Origin of the sequence: Acinetobacter sp. (genome assembly GCF_050285345.1) — a bacterium.
Taxonomy (GTDB): Bacteria; Pseudomonadota; Gammaproteobacteria; order Pseudomonadales; family Moraxellaceae; genus Acinetobacter.
This window is the reverse complement of record NZ_JBLZXR010000026.1, coordinates 1-20,738: the sequence shown is the minus strand read 5'-3', so window position 1 is coordinate 20,738 and position 20,738 is coordinate 1. Positions and strand designations below refer to the sequence as shown.

The window sequence follows — 20,738 nt, the reverse complement described above, 5'->3', positions numbered from 1 at the left end:
GCATTTGCTCCCACATTTGCCGGTTTTTTTATTTTTAAAAATTGATTGGAGTTAAAAATGAACTTGCTGATGTGTCCGGTATGCCATGAAGCATTAAAACTCACAGAACGTACATGGCGTTGTGAAAACAATCATAGTTACGATGTCGCAAAGCAAGGTTATGTCAATTTACATGTGGTGCAGCATAAGCACAGTAAAAATCCGGGGGATACCCCAGAGTCTGTTCAAGCACGTCGTGCATTTTTAACTGCAGGGCATTACGCACCATTACAACAGGCTGTAGTTGAAAAAATCCGTGAATTGCGCATTGAGAATTTACTGGATATTGGCTGTGGTGAAGGCTATTACACCAATGCCATGCAGGCTGAGGTTTTACAGTGTGTGGGCGTAGATATTGCTAAAAATGCGGTACAGGTGGCAGCGAAGCTGAATAAAGAGGTCACTTGGGTGGTCGGAACAGGGGCAACTTTGCCGGTTTTAGATCACTCGATTGATTTGTGTACCAGTTTGTTTAGTCCTATTCCTAAAGACGAAATTTTGCGTGTGCTGAAGCCAATGGGACATTTAATGGTGGTGACGCCTGCGCCAGAACATCTTTATGCGATGCGTGAAGCTTTATTTGAGGAAGTCAAAGCGCATGAACCGCATAAATTTGTAGAGCAATTGTCAGCTGATTTTGATCTGGAAAGTGAACAAGTGGTTGAAGCAGAGATGTTGTTGTCACAGCAAGATTTAAAACATTTGATTGCAATGACACCGTATGCTTATAAGGTCAAAGCGGAACGTCGTGAAGCTTTGGAGCAGCAGGATCAATTTCCCTTGAAAGCGCAATATCAAATTTATGTGTTTAAAAAGAAATAATATGCCGATATTGCAATAAAAAATCCCTCAATTTGAGGGATTTTTTATTTTTGACTTCATTGAACTTGGTCAATTAGATGATCAAGTGCATCCGTTTTATGTTCATTACTTTGCGGTTTGCTCGGCTGCATTGGTGGAGGTGCTGTCGGTGTCGGAGCAAGATTGGTTTCCCCAGAGCTTGGTAAGTCCTCAAAGTCATTTTGAGTTGCTTTTGGCTTTGCAGCAACCGGTGCAGGACGGTAGAGGGGCTGTGCCATTGGTGGCGATGAGGTACGATCGCGTTCAGGTTGGGCTTGGTCCACTTTTACTGTATTGCGATTAATCGGATTTTTCGCATGCGTGTCTAAATGTACCCACGATTCTGGTGTGCCTTTGAGTGAATTGGCCATAAAATCAGACCAAATCGGTAAGGCTGCAACACCACCATACTCACGACGACCTAAAGTAGAGGGTTGGTCAAAACCGACCCAAGTCACGGTCACTAATTTGCCATTGAAGCCTGCAAACCATGCATCTTTGGCGTCATTGGTGGTTCCTGTTTTACCGCCTAAATCACCACGGCCAATTCTCAACGCGGCACGACCTGTACCGTGTTGAATCACATCACGTAAAATATTGGCCATATCGAACGCAGAGCTGGATTTTAAAATGCGTTGTGCTTGACGGTAATTGGCAGATTCAGCATCGACTTTGATTTTTTTGACTTGATCTACGTTTTGATTGGTGACTTCAATGACTTCATCATCCGGCGTGGTGGTTTCTGTCGATCCAACTTCATTCTTTTGATTAATACATTTGATGCAGGCATATTCAGGATTGGATTGATAGATTACTTTGCCATAAGCATCTTCAATGCGGCTGATAAAATGTGGCTGAATACGATAGCCGCCATTGGCAAAAGTGGAATAACCGGTTGCCATTTGAATTGGTAAGACTTGTGGTGTACCAAGGGCAATCGTGTAGTTACGTGGGATCTGATTTTCTTGTAAACCAAAGTCCATAAATAATTGGCGCGTACGCTCAATCCCGACTGTTTGTAATAAACGCACTGAAACAGTATTTCGAGATAAATACAAGGCGCGACGTAAAGGAATCATGCCTAAATAGCGGCCATCAGAGTTTCTAGGTGACCATTTCCCAATGCTAATTGGGCTGTCATTCACCATGGTATATGGTGTCATGCCGCGTTCAAGAGCCAGTGCATAAACAAAAGGTTTAATGGTTGAACCGGGTTGACGCCAGCCCTGTAATGCGCGGTTAAATTTAGATTGATAGAAGTTATAGCCGCCGACAATGGCTTCAATCCCACCATTATTTGGATTTAGTGCGATCAGCTGACCCTGTACTTTGGGAATTTGTACCAAGGCCCAAGAGCTTTTATCGGCATTTGGACGTAGACGGATAATATCTTTGATTTTAACAATTTGCGATGCATTACTTGGTGAATTACCTACACTATTGGCATTGCGATAGGGACGTGCCCAAGATAAACCCGACCATGGAACAGTCACCGTACTGCCATCTTGCATTAACGCTTCAATGCTATTTTTATTCACTTTGGTGACTTCGGCAGGATAGGTATTGGCATAGGCCATGAAATTTTTTAAAGGCTCATCATGAGCTTCTGCACCACGCCAACCATGGCGACGGTCATATGCTTCTAAGCCTTCTTGTACTGCTTGTTCCGCATAGCTCTGACGCTGACTATTAATAGTGGTATAAACCTTATAGCCTGAGTCTACCGCTTGCTCACCAAAATTCTCGACGAGTTCAGAGCGAACCATTTCGCCGACATAGGGGAATTTATTGCTAATACCGCGATCTGGCATATCAAGGTTAATCGGTTCAGCAATGGCTTTTTGATATTCAGACTGATTGATATAACCCAACTGTAACATACGACCTAAAATCCAATTACGGCGTTCAAGTGCACGTTTTGGATTGGCAACAGGATTGTATTTTGATGGTGCTTTGGGTAAGCCTGAAATCATAGCCATTTGTGCCAAACTCAGGTCTTGCAAACTCTTGTTATAATAAATCTTAGCTGCTGCTGCGATGCCGTAAGCATTTTTACCTAAGAAAATTTTATTAACGTATAAAGTTAAAATGTCTTCTTTACTGAGGTTTTGTTCAATTTTTCTTGCCAAGAAAACTTCGGTTAATTTTCGTTTTAACGTACGTTCAGGTGTTAAATAATAGTTTTTGGCCACCTGCATAGTAATGGTTGAACCACCGGTTTGCACATCAGAGCCAGTGATACTCTCACTTACAGCACGGCCCAGTCCTTTAAAACTGATCCCGCTATGTTCAAAAAATGACGAGTCCTCAGCTGCCAGAAAGCCATGGATAAAATGTGCCGGAATTTGATCGTATTCAACAGGCACAGAAAGTTTGCCGCCATATTCTGCAATCAGCTCATTATCAGCACTATAAACCTGTAGTGGTTTTAATAAGGGTGCCTTTTTTAATATGGACATTTCAGGCAAAGACGGGGCAATATAGAGATACATGCCATAGAAACCCATTGGAATTGCGACCAATACAATAATAATGATCAAAAAAAATGGATGAACAAGGCCTGAACAAGATAGCTTTTTCATAACAAGTAAGTTTTAATAAGAGCTAATGGCAAACTAATTGGTGGTCAGTATATCCTTTCGATATACGGATTGTTAGATGAGTTATTGTATCTGTAGAAAATTATAGACCAATACTAATTAGTGGGTTACTTTTTTTGGGGATAAAAAAATAATAGGAATTATATTGTGCTCAGGTTATATCGTAAGCCAAATAAGGGGTTAATAGGAGTAGATATTAGTTCGACTTCTGTTAAAGTTTTGGAACTTTCTGTAAAGAGTGGACGGTATTGGGTTGAAAGCTATGCTTTGGTCCCGCTACCAGAAGGAAGTGTGGTTGAAAAGAACATATTAAATCCAGAAGCTGTAGGTGACTGTTTAGAGCGCGCAATTAATTTGGCCAATACGCAGACATCGAATGCAGCTTTGGCGGTTCCAACTTCGATGGTGATTACCAAAATCATCGAGATGGACGCAGATATGAACGATGATGAACGTGAAATTCAGATTCGTGATGATGCTGAGCAATATATTCCGTTCCCACTTGATGAAGCGAGCCTTGATTTTGAGGTCTTGCCGGATCGTTTATCCAATCCAAACCGTGTCAATGTGCTGCTTGTTGCAACACGAATTGAAAATGTCGAGGCGCGTGCTGAAGTTTTACAGCTTGCAGGCCTGACACCGAAAATTGGTGATGTAGAAAGCTTTGCTTTGGAAAATGCATTTAAAGTATTTTCAGATACCCTACCTATGGGGGTCAATACGGTCGGGATCTTAGATATTGGTCACAGCATGACGACATTATCGGTTATGCAAAATAATAAAGTGATCTATACCCGTGAGCAGGTGTTTGGCGGGAAACAACTGACTCAAGAAATTCAAAATCGTTATGCACTTTCTTTTGAAGAAGCCGGTCGTGCCAAGAAAACTCGTGCCTTGCCAGATGATTATGATGTTGAAGTGCTTGAACCTTTCTTGGAAGCCGTAGTGCAACAGGCTGCGCGTTCATTGCAATTCTTTTTCTCATCATCGCAGTTTAATGAAATTGATCATATTTTATTGGCTGGGGGGAATGCCAACATTCCGGGGCTTGCGAAACTTCTGCAACAAAAATTGGGCTATCGCGTGACCATTGCCAATCCATTTTTACAAATGGGTTTTTCACCTCAAATTGATATTAAAAAAATTGAAAATGATGCTTCATCACTCATGGTGGCATGCGGTCTAGCATTGAGGAGTTTTGATTAATGGCAAAAATTAACTTGCTCCCTTGGCGTGATGAGCTAAGAGAGAAACGAAAAAAAGAATTTATTGCACTTTGCATTGGGGCATTTTTAGTTGGGGCACTTGGGGTGGGGTCGACATGGTTCTATTATGACCATAAATTACAAGATCAAGAGCAAGCGAATCAATTAATTATTAGTCATAACCAAAACTTAGATGTGCAGCTTAAATCGCTTGATGGTTTGCAAGAACAGCGGAATGCCATTATTGAACGGATGAAGTTGATTCAAGGCTTACAAAGTCAGCGTCCAATTGCAGTACATTTAATTGATGAATTGGTCCGTGTAACACCATCTAATATGTACATCACAAAATTTGATCGTAGCGCAGATAAATTCACTATTGAAGGGCGTGCAGAAAGTCCAAACACGGTGGCTGAATTGTTGCGTAATTTAGAGGCTTCACCTTGGTATCGCAATGCATTCATGAGTTCGTTCTTGGTTGCTGAAGAGAAAAAAGATAAAGCACCGAGTTCTGTGGTTCCACGTGTTGAAGAAACTTATGGCTCATTTATTGTGACCGCAGATTTAGACCAGATTGCGCAGCCTACAATCAATGATCCTGCTGCAAATCTAGGACCGGCGGCATCAGCAGCACAAACTTCTGATACGCAAGCTGCTGCAACGCCAACGACGGAGGCTGCAAAATGAGTCGTGATGAATTTGAACAATTAAATCAAGATGCTGTCGTCGTGCCTAAAAAGAAAATGACACTTGAAAAGTTCATGCAGCAGTTTAATACCTTAGATCCAAATAACTATGGCAGTTGGCCATTGTCGGTCAAAATTACCTGTTGGATCTTTATTATTATTCTTGTGGCGATTTTGGGTTATTTTTTAGCGATTAAAAATAAGATTGATGCAATTTCCAATGCCAATGCGCAAGAACAAAATTTATTAAATGAATTTCGTGAAAAAGATTCAAAACTGCGTAACTTGAAGCAATATGAAATGCAATTGCAAGATATGGAAGCGCGTTTTAATCAGCAATTGGAACAATTACCGAAAGAAACTGAAATTCCGGGCTTGGTTGAAGACATTAACCTGACTGGTGTGAATTCAGGGTTGAAATTTAAAATTATTCGACTTGAACCAGAAGTGAAACAAGAATTCTTTATTGAACAGCCGATCAGTATTGAGGCAACAGGGGATTATCATGCCTTTGGTTCATTTGTCAGTGGTATCGCCGGTCTATCGCGTATTGTGACTTTGCATAATTTCAAAATTACTGCGACAGCAAATAAAGAAAAAAATTCAGATATTCCAAAAGTCGATTATGTATTAAATGCAAAAACATATCGTTATGTTGGAAATACTGAAAATAGTACTGATGGTAAAGATTCAGTGAAAAAAAATACAAAGAAAAGTAAGGGAGCAAAGTAATGAAAAAAACTAATATTACATGTGCTCTACTTGCAGTCTTCTTATTAGCAGGTTGTGAGTCACGTATTGATGTCGTAAATCAGGAACTGGCCAATATTCGAAATCAGGCACCGATGGCGATTGAGCCAGCGCCAGATTTTGTACCGGTTGAGACCTTTAATTATGCTGCGCATTCATTAAAGAGTCCGTTTTTACCAAGTTCGCTCGCGGCAGAACTGAAAATTATGGCGGGTAAACGCGTTTATCCGAACTTGAATCGTCAGCCACAACCTTTGGAAAGCTATGCCCTTGAAACCTTAAATATGAAAGGCAGCATGCGTAATCAATCAGGTCAGACTTTGGCCTTAATTCAAACACCAGATGGTGAGGTTGAGCGTATTCAACGTGGCAGTTATATGGGGCTGAATCATGGTCGTGTGGTCAATATTACCCCGACACAAATTGATTTGATTGAGATTATTCCAGATGGTCGAGAAGGGTATGTCGAACGTCCGAGAAGTCTCATTTTAATTGGGCCAGCGCCATAAGCTTAAAGGAATAAAAAATGAAAAATACTGTACAAGATTTTATTTTTGGGGATGGCAATACAATGAAGCAGGTGTTTCGTCAGTTTTCGATGGGTGCTGTTGCAATGGCGATGATGCAAGTTGCCAGTGCACAGGTCAGTGTAACCAATATTGTGCCGATGCAGATTCCAGGTCAGGGAACTGAAATTCGGGTGATGTTTAATGGTTTACCACCACAACCACAGGCATACCAGTTGGATCAACCTTCACGTTTGGTGTTGGATTTTGATAAAGCACAGCAAAATTTAAAGCAAAGTTCAATTGCTGTCGCAACCGCTGAAGCAAGTTCAGTGGATGTAACTTCAGATGCACAGCGTGCACGTTTGACTGTAAACTTGGCCAATGCAGGTGCATTTACCACACGTGTTGAAGGCAATACCTTTATTTTAAAAATCAATTCAGCACAAGCTGCGAGTGTTGCTGAACCAGTTGCTCAGCGTCAGCAACAAGGGATTTCAAATATTGGTTTCCATCGTGGGTCGAATGGTGAAGGCCAAGTGGTTGTTGATTTACTGGGTGGAAATACCCCTATTGATGTGCAACAACAAGGCAGTAAAATTGTTATTCGTACATTAGGAAATAAAATTCCTACACATTTGACACGCCGTTTAAATGTGAATGACTTTGCAACGCCTGTATCAACCGTAGATGCACATAATGATGGCGGTAATGGGACTATTACCATTCAATCTTCAGGCAGCTATGAGTACATGGCGTATCAATCGGACAATAAGTTGACGGTTAGTCTGAAGCGTCCAGAAGATAAAAATCCATTACGTCCAAAAGCAGCCAATCATTACACGGGTAAAAAAATCTCTTTAGATTTTCAGGATATTGAAGTTCGTCGTGTCTTGCAGTTATTGGCAGATTTTACTGAAATCAATATGGTTGCGGCTGATACCGTCCAAGGCAATATTACCCTGCGTTTAAAAGATGTGCCTTGGGATCAAGCATTGGATATTGTGTTAAAAACCAAAAACTTGGATAAACGTCGTAACGGTAATGTGATTTGGATTGCACCAGTTTCTGAGCTGATTAAAGCGGAAGATGATGAAGCGAAAGCAATTGCACAGCGAATAAAATTAGCACCAATTCAAACGGAATATATTCAACTGAGTTATGCGAAATCTTCAGATATTTTAAAATTATTAGAAGATTCCCGAGATGGAAAAGGGGCAGAGTCAAATGGTACAGCAGGAGGTACATCACTTGCATTAGAAAGTGTACTGAGCCCAAGAGGTAGTGTTGTTTCTGATAATAGGACAAATACACTTATTGTTAATGATACATCTGAGAATATTGATAAAGTTCGTAAGATGATTGATCTATTAGATGTTGCTGTGAAGCAGGTTATGGTTGAAACAAGAATTGTGACTGCTCAAACAGAGTTCTCGAGAGAGCTTGGTGTTAATTGGGGTATACAGCGTAATAATCCAAGTTTAAGTGCGGGTGCTAATGGATCAAATGTTTGGGGGGGAGATTATTCTCCAAAGTTGGATTTAGCGGTAGATTTGGGGACGGCATCGGCAGGAAACTTTAGTTTTGGGTTGCTTAAAATTTCAGATTTTATGCTTGATCTACAACTTACAGCTTTACAAACGGATGGTCATGGTGAAGTTTTAGCAGCGCCTAAAGTTTTAACGGGAGATAAGCAAAAAGCAACAATTTTGAGGGGAGATCAAATTCCTTATCAAAGCTGGAGTGCTGAGGGCGGTACGACAACGAGTTTTGTTGATGCGAATCTGAAACTGGAAGTGACTCCAAGTATTACACCTGATGGGAAAGTACAAATGGATCTAAAAGTTAACAAGGATACTGTTGGTCGATTAACAGCAGCTGGCTATTTAATTAATACCAATAAACTTGAGACTAATGTTTTAGTCGGTGATGGTGAAACAGTAGTCCTTGGTGGTATTTTTGATGACATTCAACAAAACCAGTATACCAAAGTCCCTTTTTTAGGAGATTTGCCAGTTGTTGGAAACTTATTTAAAAATAATGTGAAAACTAGTGCACAGACAGAACTCCTGATTTTTGTTACACCACGAATTGTTAATGACAGTGTTACCAGAAATCATTAATATATTTTCAATTTAACAAAAGAAATAGGTGACTCCTTGCCAAGCAAAGAGTTTGAAACCCTACCAAATATTTATTTGGTAGGGCCAATGGGGGCAGGAAAAACAACTGTAGGACGACATTTAGCAGAGTTGTTAGGACGTGAATTTCTTGACAGTGATCATGAAATAGAACGTAAAACAGGTGCAACGATTCCTTGGATTTTTGAAAAAGAAGGGGAAGTTGGTTTTCGAAGTCGTGAAACGAATGTAATTGATGAGTTAACTGCAAAAAAGCAGCTGGTGCTTGCCACTGGTGGTGGTGCGGTCACTCAGGCTCCCAATCGTGAATTTTTAAAACAACGGGGTATTGTTGTTTATCTCTATACGCCAGTTGAGATTCAGCTTCAACGGACCTATCGCGACAAAAATCGTCCACTTCTTCAAGTCGAAAATCCTGAACAGAAGCTTCGAGATTTATTGGCTGTACGTGATCCACTTTATCGTGAAGTAGCACATCATATTATTGAAACAAATCAAGGTGCTGCACGCGATCTTGCACAAAAAATTTTTAATTTGATTATTTCACAACATACATCTCGGTAGAAAAACGGTTAATTTCATGCAAACTTTACATGTTGAACTTGGTGAACGTCGTTACCCCATTTTTATTGGCAGTGATTTAAACCCAGAAAGCTTACTTGAACCTTATATTCACGGTAAGCAGGTGATGATCGTATCAAATACAACAGTCGCACCTTTGTATTTACAGCATTATGTACGTGCTATTGAGGGTTTGGGTAAAACCGTTGCGACATGTATTTTGCCCGATGGTGAAAAATTCAAAAACAGTGAACACCTAAATCTAATTTTTGATGCATTGCTTGAGTCCGGTTTTAACCGCGATTGCACCGTACTTGCCTTGGGTGGTGGAGTGATTGGAGATATGGCCGGTTTTGCATCGGCATGTTTCCAGCGCGGTGTGTATTTTATTCAAGTTCCAACGACTTTACTCTCGCAAGTGGATTCGAGCGTTGGAGGGAAAACAGGGATTAACCATCCACTGGGTAAAAATATGATTGGTGCTTTCCAACAACCCCAAGTGGTATTGGCGGATATGGCACAGTTAAAAACCTTACCTCCACGTGAACTTTCTGCTGGTTTAGCCGAAGTGATTAAGTATGCACTTTTAGGCGATGTAGAGTTTTTAACTTGGCTTGAACAGCATATGGACGCTTTGGTTGCAGGCGATGCCACATTATTGGCTGAGGCAGTTTACCGTTCATGTGCGCATAAAGCCCGGATTGTCGCGAATGATGAAAAAGAACAAGGTGAACGTGCATTACTGAACTTGGGTCATACTTTTGGTCATGCGATTGAGTCTTATCTGGGCTATGGCGTATGGCTGCATGGTGAAGCAGTTGCAACAGGGATGGTGATGGCAGCTGATTTATCGCAGCGCATGGGCTGGATTTCTGTAGCAGATCTAGAGCGTACAAAAAAAATCATTTTACGTGCGCAATTACCGATTGTTTGTCCTAAAATTCCGCTAGAAGAATTTTTAGCGTATATGGCTCATGATAAAAAAGTATTGAATGGGCAATTACGTTTGGTTCTGATGAAATCATTGGGTCAAGCCATCATTACCAAAGAGTTTGATCTTGAGTTAATGAAACAAGCAATTTTGGCAAATCAGGCATAAGCAGGTACGACATGACAGCGCAGCAGTCACAATGGCAAAAGATTCATCACTATCTTTGGTTGGTGGGTGGAGTCGTATGTTTGTTCGCTGCGCTGGTGTTTTGGGCCATGACGGATACCAAAGAATTGGTCGAAGTCGAAAAACAGGCTGAAACTGAGGTCGATTTACAAATTCAGCCGGAAAAAGTCGCAACAATGTCCCATCTTGGTGCATTAAGTGAAGAAGTTCGACCTCTAGATATGACCACGCGAGTGGTGGCGACAGCGCAGCATGAACCTGAATTTCGTGGCACAAAGTTTGTGAATGAAGTATCGAAGCAATATGGTATTGAATTATTTCGTGTTGCTGAAGAAGATATTTTGAAAAGTTTTCTGCGCAAGCAGCCTGCACGCAATCAATTTATTTATTTACGTCTTTCTGGTGATGATCATCCAGAACAATATGTAATTTTAACCGGGCCGTATAAATCACAAAATGAAGCCAAAACTGCATTGGCAGAGTTAAATATTGTACTGCCTGCATCGGTTCAACCGGCTGTAGTTGAGTTTAAGCAATATCAAACTTATGTGAATGATTTAGGGACAGAGGAGACCTCCTCAAATCAAAAAATATATACCGTAAAATTAAAGTCGGTTCCTCTACCGAAAGTGGATGAAGCACAGATGGCAGCCCGCAAAGCCGCAGAACGCCAAGCTGCTGTAGCTTCAACCCAATCAACCACCAGTACCACGGTGACGCGCCGTGATGCGTCAGGTAATGTGGTGGATGTGCAAAAATCACAAAGCAGTGTTGATGCACCACGTCAGAAACCGACACCAGTTGAACAGGAAGTTACGGACCCTTTTAATTAGAACGCATCATTAGAACTAAAATAGCGCAAGTTTTATGTTAAATATAAATTAAATGCACCTTTAGAGTGCATAAATGCCATTAAATTGTATCCAAAAAAGCAGCACAACATAAAAATATTTGAAAATAGATGGCTTCAAAGAAAATGCATTAAGTTGGCATATAAATTGCTTAATTGGTGCAAGTATTGAACTTTTCTCCCTATTTTGGCGCGAAAAGGATTCGATAAAAGTGCGAAGTCATTAATCCAGTTGTTTTCCCTGATCTGAACTGCAAAAGCAGAAAAATTGACTTTTTATTTATGCATGAAAGATAAAATCAGTTTATCTTAAAGGTGTGAATAAAAAATATTTTGCTCGACAGAACAATTCATGAGAGTAAGTTAAGACCAATCGCAATAAAAAATTAGTTTGTTCAGTGCTCAAAAGAGCTGTAAAGAAAAGAAGGGTACGCTATGCACATGTCATCGCCTAATACTGTAGCTCCCGCTCAAGGTTTATACCAACCGGATGAGTTTAAAGATAACTGTGGTTTCGGCCTCATCGCCCATATGCAGGGTGATGCCAGTCATGATTTGGTCAAAACCGCAATGCATAGTTTAAGTTGTATGACCCACCGGGGGGGGATTGCCGCAGATGGCAAAACTGGCGACGGCTGTGGTTTATTACTGGCTATGCCCAAAGAATTTTTCCGTGAAGAAGCGAAGAAACTCAGTGACATTACACTGAGCGAAATCTTTGCGGTCGGTACGGTATTTTTAAATCTCGACCCTGCATTAGCTGCACATGCCAAACAAATTTTAAGCAAAGAAATTGAAGAAGAAGGCTGTAAAGTATTGGGTTGGCGTGTTGTACCCACCAATAATGATGCACTGGGTTCGATTGCAATGCAGTCTTTGCCGGCATTTGAACAAATTGTCGTGAACTGCCCAATGGGGGTGTCAGAGGTCGAGTTTAACCGTAAGTTAGTGATGGCACGTCGCCGTGCGGAACAACAATTGACAGCCGATCCTTATTTCTATGTCACTACCTTATGCTCAACGGTAATCAGCTATAAAGGCTTGATGATGCCTGCTTATATTGCAGAGTTCTATACCGACCTTGCGGATGAGCGTTTAAAGTCACACATTGTGGTGTTCCACCAACGTTTTTCAACCAATACTTTGCCACGTTGGCCATTGGCACAGCCATTCCGTTACTTAGCGCATAATGGTGAAATCAATACCATTACCGCGAACCGTAACTGGGCAGTAGCACGTACACCAAAATTTGAAAACCCATTACTTCCGGGTCTGACTGAACTGAATCCAATTGTGAATCGTACCGGTTCGGATTCTTCAAGTTTGGACAATATGCTGGAAATCCTCGTCGGTGGTGGTATGGACTTGTTCCGTGCCCTACGCATGTTGGTTCCGCCAGCGTGGCAAAACGTGGAAACTTTAGATGCCGATTTACGTGCTTTCTATGAATTTAACTCAAAACACATGGAAGCTTGGGATGGCCCTGCCGGTCTGGTGATTCAGGATGGCCGCCATGCCATCTGTATGCTCGATCGTAACGGTTTACGTCCTGCGCGTTGGGTGATTACCAAAAATGGCTACATCACTTTGGCATCAGAAATTGGCGTTTGGGGTTATGAACCTGAAGATGTGGTGTCTAAAGGTCGTGTCGGTCCGGGTCAAATCCTCGTGATCGATACCTTCACCGGTAAAATGCTCGATACCCAAGATGTCAGCAATCACTTAAAACGTATGCGTCCGTACCGTCAATGGTTACGCGAAAATTCAGTACGCGTACAAGGTAGCCCAGAGCTTGAAGAATATTTATGTGATCAAGGCTTAAAAGGCGATGACCTGAAAGCGTCACAAAAAATGTTCATGGTGACTTTTGAAGAACGTGATCAATTGCTGCGTCCAATCGCTGAAAGCGGTCAGGAAGCTGTGGGTTCAATGGGGGATGATACTCCAATGGCGGTCTTGTCCCGTCAAGTCCGTCATGTATCGGACTATTTCCGTCAACAGTTTGCGCAGGTAACCAATCCGCCAATTGACCCATTACGTGAGTCGATCGTGATGTCTTTAGAGACTTGTTTGGGGCGTGAGCAAAACGTCTTTGAGCAAGGGCCTGAACATGCTGACCGCCTGATCATCTCAAGTCCAGTACTGTCAAATTCAAAAATGCACCAAATTCGTACCCTCGGTCGTAAAGGCTACGAGATTGCAGACATCGATTTGAACTATGCGGAAGAGGAAGGCTTAGAAGCAGCGATTGCGCGTATCTGTATTGAAGCCGCACAAGCGATTCGTGATGGCAAAACCTTGTTGGTCTTGTCTGATAAGAAAATCCGTCAAGGTTTCTTACCAGCAAATGCCTTGATGGCAACTGGTGCGGTGCATCACCACCTCATCAACGTCGGCCTACGTACCGATGCCAACATTATTGTCGAAACCGGTCTGGCACGTGATGCACATCAATTTGCGGTGATTCTTGGTTTTGGTGCGACTGCGATTTATCCATACCTTGCTTATGATGTGCTCAATGACCTGATTGCCAAAGGCGAATTATTGGGTGACCCTATTCATGCGCAAGCGAATTTCCGTAAAGGGATTGAGAAAGGCTTACTCAAAGTACTTTCGAAAATGGGGATCTCAACTGTTGCCTCTTACCGTGGCGGTCAGCTGTTTGAAGCGGTGGGGTTGTCGGACGAAGTGGTGGCAAAATGCTTCACTGGCGTACCAAGCCGTATTCAAGGTGCAACATTCAATGACCTTGAAAATGATTTGAAAAAATTGGCAGATTTGGCTTGGAAATCACGTAAGCCAATCGATCAAGGTGGAATGCTGAAATTCGTTTTTGGTAAGGAATATCACGCATTTAACCCAGATGTGATCAATGCGCTGCATAAGTCCGTTCGTTCAGGCAACTATGCAGATTTTAAAGAATATGCCGAATTGGTCAATCACCGTCCAATTGCCACAATTCGTGATTTATTCAAACTAAAAACGGACAATTCAATTGCACTGGATCAAGTGGAATCCATCGAAGAAATTCTGCCACGCTTTGATTCAGCAGGCATGTCTTTGGGCGCATTATCTCCTGAAGCGCATGAAGCGATTGCGATTGCCATGAATACCATTGGTGGCCGTTCGAACTCGGGTGAGGGTGGTGAAGACCCAGCGCGTTACGGCACAATTCGTAATTCGAAAATCAAACAAATTGCATCAGGCCGTTTTGGTGTCACCCCTGCCTATTTAACCTCTGCAGAAGTGCTACAAATTAAAGTGGCGCAGGGTGCAAAACCGGGTGAAGGTGGTCAGTTGCCGGGCGGTAAAGTGAACGGCTTAATTGCACGTTTACGTTACTCTGTGCCGGGTGTGACATTGATTTCTCCACCGCCGCATCACGATATCTATTCCATTGAAGATTTATCACAGTTAATTTTCGATTTAAAACAGGTTAACCCACAGGCAATGGTGTCTGTGAAACTGGTTTCTGAGCCGGGTGTGGGTACGATTGCGGCAGGTGTCGCAAAAGCATATGCCGACTTCATTACCATTTCCGGTTATGACGGTGGTACAGCGGCTTCTCCACTGTCTTCAATTCACCATGCAGGTTCGCCGTGGGAACTCGGTTTGAGCGAGGCGCATCAAGCGCTACGTGTCAATGACCTGCGTGGCAAAGTGCGCGTACAAACCGATGGTGGTTTGAAAACCGGTCTAGATGTGGTGAAAGCTGCGATTCTTGGGGCTGAAAGCTTTGGTTTTGGTTCTACCCCGATGATTGCATTAGGCTGTAAATACCTGCGTATTTGCCATTTAAATAACTGTGCGACTGGTGTGGCAACACAGCAGGATCATTTACGTCAGGAACATTATATTGGTGAGCCTGAAATGCTGATCAACTTCTTCCATTTTATGGCAGAAGAAACCCGTGAATGGTTGGCAGCACTCGGTGTTGCTCGTCTAAAAGACCTGATTGGTCGTACCGATTTGCTGGAAATCCTGCCGGGTGAAACGGATAAGCATGCACACCTTGACCTTAGTGCATTGCTTGAGTCTCATCCATCGGCTGAAGGTAAAGCCCAGTACTGTGAAGTACAAGGCAATGCACCATTTGATAAAGGCTTATTGGCTGAGAAAATGGTGGCGGAAATGCTGCCTGCGATTGAAGCAGGAACAGGTGGTGAGTATGCTTTCAGCATTGGCAATTGTGACCGTTCAATTGGCGCGCGTATTTCAGGTGAGATTGCTAAACGTTATGGCAACCTCAGTATGGAGGCGCACCCAGTGAAAATGAATTTAACCGGTACTGCGGGTCAGTCCTTAGGTGTTTGGAATGCCGGTGGTCTACACATCAGCCTTGAAGGTGATGCAAATGACTATGTGGGTAAAGGCATGGCCGGTGGTCGTATTTCGATTTTCCCACCTAAAGGTTCACCGTTCCAAACGCAAAACACCGCGATCATTGGGAATACCTGTCTGTACGGTGCAACAGGCGGTAAGCTCTTTGCGGCAGGGACAGCAGGTGAACGTTTTGCGGTGCGTAACTCTGGCGCATTTGCGGTGATTGAAGGTGCAGGCGACCATTGCTGTGAATACATGACAGGCGGTATTGTGACGGTACTTGGTAAAGTCGGTCATAACTTCGGTGCAGGGATGACCGGTGGTTTTGCTTATGTACTCGACCTAGACAATGACTTTGTGGACCATTACAACCATGAGCTAATTGAGTTAAATCGTATCTCGACAGAAGCGATGGAAGAACACAAAGAGTTCTTGTGCCGCATCTTAGATGAACATATTAAAGAAACCGGTAGTGCTTGGGCGTACAAGATCCGTCATGAGTTTGATTTCTACAGTCGCAAATTCTGGCTGGTGAAACCCAAAGCTGCGAATTTGCAGACTTTGCTAAAAACAACTCAAGCTGATCCACAATAATTCCACGACGAACAGATTTAATAGGCAGGTGTAAGTGAAAACAGCTTACACCGACCCACGGAGAGAGACATGGCAGAGCGCCTAAATAATGACTTTCAGTTTTTGGATGTAGCACGCCAAGATCCAGAGAAAAAAGATCTCGTTGTCCGCAAAGCAGAATTTGTGGAAATTTATAAACCGTTTACAGCTGAAGTTGCAAAGAACCAAACCCACCGCTGTTTGGGCTGTGGTAACCCGTATTGTGAATGGAAATGTCCGGTACATAACTACATTCCCAACTGGTTAAAATTAATTACAGAAGGTCGCATTTTCCAAGCGGCTGAACTGTGTCACCAAACCAACACCTTGCCTGAAGTCTGTGGTCGTGTTTGCCCGCAAGACCGTTTATGTGAAGGGGCGTGTACGCTAAATGATGGCTTCGGCGCGGTGACCATTGGTAATGCTGAAAAATACATTAACGACACCGCCTTTGCTCTTGGCTGGCGTCCAGATATGTCACACGTCAAGTGGACCGATAAAAAAGTCGCGATTATTGGTGCAGGCCCTGCGGGTTTGGGCTGTGCAGACATTTTGGTGCGTAACGGGGTAAAACCGGTGGTCTTTGATAAGCGCCCTGAAATTGGTGGCCTTCTGACCTTTGGTATTCCTGAATTTAAGATGGAAAAGGACGTGATGAAACGCCGCCGTGAAATTTTCACCGGTATGGGGGTGGAATTCCGTTTAAATACCGAAATTGGTACAGATGTGACGATTGATCAATTACTGGCAGACTACGATGCGGTATTCATGGGCATGGGAACCTATACCTACATGAAAGGTGGTTTTGCCGGTGAAGATCTTAATGGTGTGTACGATGCTTTGGATTATTTGATTGCCAATGTTAACCGTACCCAAGGCTGGGAAAAAGATCCTGCTGAATACATCAGTCTGGAAGGCAAAAAAGTCATTGTGCTGGGTGGTGGTGATACTGCGATGGACTGTAACCGGACGTCGATTCGTCAAGGTGCTGAATCTGTAGTGTGTGCTTACCGCCGTGATGAAGAAAACATGCCGGGTTCACGCCGCGAAGTGAAAAATGCACGTGAAGAAGGAGTGGATTTCCAATTTAACCGTCAGCCGATCGAAATTGTCGGTGAAAATGGCAAAGTCACAGGCGTTAAAGTGGTCACCACACAATTGGGTGAGCCTGATAGTCGTGGTCGTCGTAGCCCTGAGCCGGTTCCGGGTTCAGAAGAAATTCTAGCGGCAGATGCCGTGTTACTTGCATTTGGTTTCCGTACCAGCCCAGCCGATTGGTTTACAACATCAAGTATCAATATGGATGGTTCAGGTCGCGTGATTGCTGCGGAACAGCAAGAATTCAAATTCCAAACCTCGAATCCGAAAATTTTCGCCGGCGGTGATATGGTGTGTGGTTCAGACTTGGTCGTCACCGCGATTTGGGAAGGTCGCCAAGCCGCTGAAGGGATCTTGGATTATTTAGATGTTTAAGCCCTGAAAAATTAGTAATCCAATTAGATTGATTCAAAACTCGCTGCGGCGGGTTTTTTTATTGACCAAGATTTTGCCTGAAATGATAAGGATGCGGCATGAACAGATAAATTCGAACCCAAAGTGTCTGACAGCCGTTAAAAATGGCTCAATATGCAAATGCACTTAGGTATTTTGCCATGTGTGGTATGAAATTTAGCCGACATACTGCGATCATGAACCAAATCTTAGGAAGCGACCATGACGCAAGTGACGACACAAAAAGCATATCTACATCGTCCTCAAGCCATCGGCATTACGGTACGTAGACTGCAATTTAATCCCAAAGCCATTCGACGCCATTACTTTGCCAACTCACCCGTAATGTCACATTTACTCACGGCATTGTCCTCGACCTTTCCCATTGGTGAGCAATTTTTTGTGCATAGCGTGCGCAATGTGCGTGACAAAGTAACGGATAAAAAACTGCAAGCCGAGATCGCAGCCTTTATTGGGCAGGAGGCGATGCATTCCAAAGCGCATGCGGAATTTAATGATGCATGGCGACGTGATGATTACAACTTAGACCGCTTTCAGGCTTGGCTAGCACGCAAGAACAGCTATGTAAAAAGTCTGCACCCCAAAATTCAACTGGCAATCACTTGTGCTTTTGAGCATTTTACCGCTTTACTTGGGGGCTATATTTTGCGCCACCCCGAAGTGCTGAGTACTTTGGATGATGATGCCATCAAACTTTGGGTCTGGCATGCGCTTGAAGAAATTGAACATCGCGCGGTAGCCTTTGATGTTTATCAACATATTTATGGGGATGACAAAATCCGTCGCATAATGATGCGCAGTGTCACCACAGGATTTGCCAGTCTCACGTTTTATTCTGCAACTAAGCTATTTATGCAGGACAAGAAAAAGAGCTTGCCGAAAATAGGCGGCAATCTGTTTGGTTTTTATCTTTTGGGCAAAATGTTGATACAGCTCGCTCCTGAATATTTAGCCTATTATAAAGCGGAGTTTCATCCGACTGAAATTGACTATAGCAATCTGGTGGCCTATTGGAAAAAGCGTCTTGCAGAGGATTATCAGGTTGAGAGTTTTCAGCAGCAGCCCCCAGCCGTGCTCTATAGCTAAACAACTGCCCTTATCAAAGGGCATTTTTTATGCGTGCGCTGTAATTTAAAGGAAGTGAGCAGTCACAAAGAAAATACACAAGAAATATGAAAAATAGGGGTAGAATGACTTTATTTGAACAATTACAAATAAATACTTGAGGTTAAGGGTTATGAATTCAATCAAAAAAAGTATGCTGACTGTGGCACTCGTGAGCACATTAACACTCAGTGGTTGTGGCTATAACACCCTACAAGTCAAAGATGAAGCGGTGACTGCTGCTTGGTCTGAAGTGCAAAACCAATACCAGCGTCGTGCCGATTTGGTGCCTAACCTTGTTAATGTGGTGAAAGGCTATGCCAAACACGAAGAACAAGTACTGACCGAAGTCACTCAAGCGCGTGCCAATGTCGCAGGCTTAAAAGTGGATAAAGAAGTGCTAGAAGACCCTGCCTTGTTCCAAAAATATCAAGAAGCGCAAGCGCAGATGACCAGTGCACTTTCACGTTTAATAGCTGTTTCTGAAAATTATCCAGACTTAAAAGCCAATGAGCAATTCCGTGATTTACAGGTTCAGTTAGAAGGCACTGAAAACCGTATTGCGGTGGCACGTAATCGTTACATTACCACGGTACAAGACTTTAATGGCTATGCACGTCAGTTCCCGCAAGTGATGACGGCTAAAGTCATCGGTATGGATACCAAGCCTAACTTTAGCGCAGAGCAAAGTGCGCAAACTGCACCGAAAGTTGATTTTAATTAATCATATTCGTAGCGGGCTGAGGGAATGCTGATGGTTAGATCTCAAAAGAATGCTTTATGGCGACAAATATTTCAGTATGTTGTGTTGCTGAGTCTGCTAAGTGTGGTTGGGTTCAGCCATGCTGAAACGGCCACCGCAACAGATCAAGATGCTGAAACTGTTGTTGTCGGTAAAATTCTAAAAGATCAGCAGTCAGCAACGCAAAAAGAAACAACAGCACCACCTGAAACTAAAGTTCAGCAACCGAATATTGCCAACGATATGGCAGAGGGTGAATCCATTCGGGGGCTACCGACCTTAAATCAGCCGGTAGTCGATCAGGCCAATTTACTTTCTGCGGCAGAGAAGCAAGCCATTAGCCAAAAAATTCTACAGCTACACGAACAAGGCAAGGCGCAAATCGGGGTGGTGATTGTACCGACAACAGGGCAGGAAGATATCTTTGACTATGCCATGCGTGTAGCTGAAAAATGGCAACTCGGCTCAGCCAAACGTGACAATGGGATATTGATGGCGATCGCCGTGAACGACCGTAGAATTCAAATCCTGACCGGTTATGGGCTAGAGGGCATCATGCCGGATATCATCGTTAGTCGAATTATCCGCAATCAAATCACACCGTATTTTAAGCAAGCTCAGTATGCTCAAGGCATTGATGCTAGTTTAACGGAAATCACCCATATTTTAAATCAAGACCCTGAAGTTGCAGCTCAGGCAGCCCAAGAGCTGAAAGAGCGTCAGGCACAAGCCTTACACGAGCAGCAAGCCAAAGAGAAAACCTTTACCACAGTTCTTATTATTTTGGTGATTGGTATCTTTGCATCCTTTATTGTCGGTAAGCGCTTAAGTGCATCCACTGCGGCTGTTGCAGCTACCGTTGCCGGTTTGGTCAATGGTGCAGGTTTACTCACCAGTTTGCTGATGGGTGGGGCAATTTTCTTTTTACTCATTACTGCTATTGCTCAAACCATTTTTCAAATGTTCCTTGCCGGTGGTGGGGGCGGTGGAGGCCGTAGCGGAGGTGGTGGCTTTGGTGGCGGAGGCTATAGCGGAGGCGGTGGTGGTTTTGGCGGTGGGGGAGCATCAGGTTCATGGTAACGAAAACAGAAACAACAGACATTGTCACTAGTCCAAAGACACAGGAAAGACAACAACCGAGTTTTAAACG

15 protein-coding genes are annotated in these 20,738 nt (G+C 43.1%); 14 read left to right on the top strand and 1 reads right to left on the bottom strand.

All coding sequences use genetic code 11. The annotated features are described in order from the left end of the window. Positions 1-57: 57 nt before the first annotated feature. Complete coding sequence (locus ACN6OV_RS02325; RefSeq protein ID WP_427949316.1) at positions 58-861, top strand: putative RNA methyltransferase; 804 nt, start codon at positions 58-60, stop codon at positions 859-861. A gap of 56 nt (positions 862-917) precedes the next feature. Here the strand turns inward: ACN6OV_RS02325 and ponA are convergent, their stop codons facing one another. Continuing rightward, positions 918-3,461: a penicillin-binding protein PBP1a gene (ponA, locus tag ACN6OV_RS02320; RefSeq protein WP_427949314.1), complete on the bottom strand. Its 2,544-nt coding sequence runs from the start codon at positions 3,459-3,461 to the stop codon at positions 918-920. Between the two features lie 165 nt (positions 3,462-3,626). Here ponA and ACN6OV_RS02315 point away from each other — a divergent pair, with 165 nt between their 5' ends. From ACN6OV_RS02315 to ACN6OV_RS02255, 13 genes are all read left to right on the top strand, one after another. Beyond that, positions 3,627-4,685: a pilus assembly protein PilM gene (locus ACN6OV_RS02315; RefSeq protein WP_427949312.1), complete on the top strand. Its 1,059-nt coding sequence runs from the start codon at positions 3,627-3,629 to the stop codon at positions 4,683-4,685. Further along, entirely contained in the window at positions 4,685-5,371 is a 687-nt protein-coding gene (locus tag ACN6OV_RS02310; protein WP_427949310.1) for a PilN domain-containing protein, read from the top strand. Before ACN6OV_RS02315 ends, ACN6OV_RS02310 begins: the two co-directional genes overlap by 1 nt. Further along, positions 5,368-6,102: a type 4a pilus biogenesis protein PilO gene (locus tag ACN6OV_RS02305; RefSeq protein WP_427949308.1), complete on the top strand. Its 735-nt coding sequence runs from the start codon at positions 5,368-5,370 to the stop codon at positions 6,100-6,102. Before ACN6OV_RS02310 ends, ACN6OV_RS02305 begins: the two co-directional genes overlap by 4 nt. Beyond that, positions 6,102-6,629, top strand: coding sequence for a pilus assembly protein PilP (locus tag ACN6OV_RS02300; RefSeq protein WP_427949306.1), 528 nt, complete (start codon positions 6,102-6,104; stop codon positions 6,627-6,629). Before ACN6OV_RS02305 ends, ACN6OV_RS02300 begins: the two co-directional genes overlap by 1 nt. A gap of 17 nt (positions 6,630-6,646) precedes the next feature. Then, positions 6,647-8,749, top strand: coding sequence for a type IV pilus secretin PilQ (gene pilQ / locus ACN6OV_RS02295; protein ID WP_180064860.1), 2,103 nt, complete (start codon positions 6,647-6,649; stop codon positions 8,747-8,749). A 36-nt stretch (positions 8,750-8,785) separates the two neighbouring features. Beyond that, positions 8,786-9,331: a shikimate kinase AroK gene (aroK, locus tag ACN6OV_RS02290; protein ID WP_427949304.1), complete on the top strand. Its 546-nt coding sequence runs from the start codon at positions 8,786-8,788 to the stop codon at positions 9,329-9,331. A 16-nt stretch (positions 9,332-9,347) separates the two neighbouring features. Then, entirely contained in the window at positions 9,348-10,427 is a 1,080-nt protein-coding gene (gene aroB, locus ACN6OV_RS02285; RefSeq protein ID WP_427949303.1) for a 3-dehydroquinate synthase, read from the top strand. Between the two features lie 11 nt (positions 10,428-10,438). Then, positions 10,439-11,278, top strand: coding sequence for a hypothetical protein (locus ACN6OV_RS02280; RefSeq protein WP_427949301.1), 840 nt, complete (start codon positions 10,439-10,441; stop codon positions 11,276-11,278). A 458-nt stretch (positions 11,279-11,736) separates the two neighbouring features. Continuing rightward, entirely contained in the window at positions 11,737-16,212 is a 4,476-nt protein-coding gene (gltB, locus tag ACN6OV_RS02275) for a glutamate synthase large subunit (RefSeq protein WP_427949299.1), read from the top strand. 69 nt (positions 16,213-16,281) lie between these two features. Continuing rightward, positions 16,282-17,703: an FAD-dependent oxidoreductase gene (locus tag ACN6OV_RS02270; protein ID WP_427949297.1), complete on the top strand. Its 1,422-nt coding sequence runs from the start codon at positions 16,282-16,284 to the stop codon at positions 17,701-17,703. A 240-nt stretch (positions 17,704-17,943) separates the two neighbouring features. Then, positions 17,944-18,828, top strand: a complete 885-nt coding sequence (locus ACN6OV_RS02265) for a metal-dependent hydrolase (protein ID WP_427949295.1) — start codon at positions 17,944-17,946, stop codon at positions 18,826-18,828. A gap of 151 nt (positions 18,829-18,979) precedes the next feature. Next, positions 18,980-19,570: a LemA family protein gene (locus tag ACN6OV_RS02260; RefSeq protein WP_427949293.1), complete on the top strand. Its 591-nt coding sequence runs from the start codon at positions 18,980-18,982 to the stop codon at positions 19,568-19,570. Positions 19,571-19,594: 24 nt separating this feature from the next. Then, positions 19,595-20,668, top strand: a complete 1,074-nt coding sequence (locus ACN6OV_RS02255) for a TPM domain-containing protein (RefSeq protein WP_427949291.1) — start codon at positions 19,595-19,597, stop codon at positions 20,666-20,668. Positions 20,669-20,738 lie beyond the last annotated feature (70 nt).